The organism is Methylomonas rosea (assembly GCF_024505055.1).
Lineage (GTDB): Bacteria > Pseudomonadota > Gammaproteobacteria > Methylococcales > Methylomonadaceae > Methylomonas > Methylomonas rosea.
The window spans coordinates 1-2,049 of sequence record NZ_JANIBL010000134.1; the positions used below are offsets into that span (position 1 = coordinate 1).

At 63.7% G+C, this 2,049-nt stretch carries 1 protein-coding gene; it reads left to right on the top strand.

All coding sequences use genetic code 11. From position 1 onward, the window contains the following. Positions 1-2,049: beta strand repeat-containing protein (locus NP589_RS21440; protein ID WP_256608791.1), on the top strand; the 2,049-nt coding region annotated here is incomplete at both ends.

A 2,049-nucleotide genomic window follows, 5' to 3' on the forward strand; every position in this document is an offset into this window, starting at 1 on the left:
CGGTCAACACCGGGACGCTGGTGGCAGCGCACAACAATGCGCTGGGGACCGCTGCCGGTTCGACAACGGTTGCTAGCGGCGCCTCGTTGGGCCTACAGGGCGGCGTCACGGTGGCAGAAGCGGTGTCGGCGGCGGGGACCGGCATATCCAGCGCCGGAGCGATTTACAACGTCAGTGGCACCAACATCCTGTCCGGCAACATGACGCTGACCGGCGCTGCGTTTATGGGCGTTACGTCCGACCAACTGACTCTTAGCGGGAATATCGGCGGCGGCTTCAATATTACTAAAGCCGGTGCCGGTACTTTGATCCTGTCGGGAAGCAACTCTTACAACAATACCTCGGTTTCCGCGGGCACATTGAGCTTGGCGACCGACGGCAACCTCGGCTCCGGCACTGTGACCTTGGCCGGCGGCACGACGCTTGTGGTTACCGGTGCGACTACCATCGACAACGCCGTCGCGTTATCGGGTAACGCCACATTAGACAACAGCGCCGCCGTTACATTGCCTGGCGCCATCAGCGGCGCGGGTACGACCCTGACCAAGAGCGGGGCCGGCACGTTGACCTTATCAAGCACGTCGAACTCCGCCGCCACCACTACGGCACTGACAGTGACCGGCGGCACGCTTTCGGTGGGCGCCGCTACGACGATGATCGGCGGCACTCTGACGTTGAACGGCGGTAGCCTGACTATCTCCGGCAGCGGCGACACCTATGCCAACGCGATCACGCTGGCGAACGACGCCACCATTACCAACGCCAACGCCGCGACTTTGTCGGGGCAAATCAGCGGGTCGGCGGCGATGACTAAGGCTGGGGCCGGCTCGCTGACATTGAGCAATACCGGGAACTCCAGCGCCGCTGCCACCTTGGCGGTGACAGCCGGCACACTGTCGGTGGCCTCGGACAGCCGCTTGCTTGGCGGGGCCGTGACGCTGAACGGCGGCACGCTCAACCTCAATAATGCGGGGAATATCGACAACGCCATCGTGCTGGGGGCCGGCAACGGTACTGTCAGTGTCACCAATGGTGCCGGCACGCTGTCGGGCAACATTACCGGAACCGGATCGCTGACCAAGACCGGCGGTCAGCTGTTGACGCTGTCAGGCACCAACGATTATTCCGGCGGTACGACCGTCCGGGGAGCGGGCATATCGGTGGCTAGCGGCGCCAACCTGGGAAGCGGCGCAGTGGCGCTGGAAGCCAACCTGACGATCACCGGCACCGCAACCGTCGGCAACGCCATTGCAATAAACGCCGACGCCACCATCACCAATGCCAACGCCGTTACTCTATCGGGCGTGCTGTCAGGATCGAGCACGCTGACCAAAGCTGGAGCCGGGACGTTGACACTGACCGGCGCCAACACGCACGCCGGCGCAGTCACCGTGTCGGCCGGCGGTTTGACACTGATAGGCGGCAGCAGCATTGGCGATAGCAGTGCTGTGACTGTGGACAGTGGCGCGACCATGACTTTGGGCGGCGGGAACGAAACCATAGGTTCGCTGGCCGGGGCCGGCAACGTGGTTTTGGGTTACAGGCTAACGGTAGGCGGCGACAACACCAGCACCAACTTTTCCGGTGTGATCTCCGGTAGCGGCAACGGTCTGACTAAAACCGGTTCCGGCACGCTAATGTTGACCGGAAACAACACCTATACCGGTTCCACCTCGGTCGCGGCCGGGATGTTGACAGCCAACCGAGTGGGCGGCGCTCTGGCCGACACTACGGCGGTGTCGGTGGCGTCAGGTGCAACTTTCACCGCATGGACCGATGAGGCGATAGGCTCCATCGCCGGCGCCGGCAACGTGTCTTTAAATTCAGGCACGTTGACCGTCGGCGGGGACGGCACCTCGACTGAACTGTCGGGCGTGATTTCGGGCGCCGGCGATCTCGGTAAGACCGGCAGCGGCACCTTTGCCCTGAGCGGTAGCAACACATACACGGGTTCCACTACGGTGAGCGCGGGTACGCTGGAGGCGAAGAACGCTGCGGCACTCGGCACTGCCGGCGCAGGGACGACGGTGTCCTCCGGTGCGGCCCTGG